The following is a 254-nucleotide window of genomic DNA, read 5'->3' as shown; positions in this document are numbered from 1 at the left end:
TTCCGTGTATACGACTTTGTTTCCGGTAAAAGATCAGTGGGTGGATAATTTTTGTATTTGTCGTTTCTGTAAGTGAACCGAAAAAAGAGTATTCAACACCCCACGCCCATAAAAACTTTAATGTAATACCAAGGAAAATACTTACATAAAGGGCATTTAGGGGATTTATATCTAACAGGTCTATCAGCAATTGAAACAAAAATTATCACCTCACTTAAATACCAATGATATGAGTATATAGGAGAAATAGAAAA

The 254-nt window shown here is 33.1% G+C and carries 1 protein-coding gene; it reads right to left on the bottom strand.

The annotated features are described in order from the left end of the window. On the bottom strand, positions 1–199 hold a 199-nt coding region (locus tag V7266_RS15325), incomplete at its 3' end, for a hypothetical protein (RefSeq protein WP_335468804.1). Between the last annotated feature and the right edge of the window lie 55 nt (positions 200–254).

Origin of the sequence: Neobacillus drentensis (genome assembly GCF_036965645.1) — a bacterium.
GTDB classification, from domain to species: domain Bacteria; phylum Bacillota; class Bacilli; order Bacillales; family Cytobacillaceae; genus Neobacillus; species Neobacillus drentensis_D.
The sequence above is the reverse complement of the archived record's forward strand: the minus strand, read 5'-3'. Positions and strand labels throughout refer to the sequence as shown.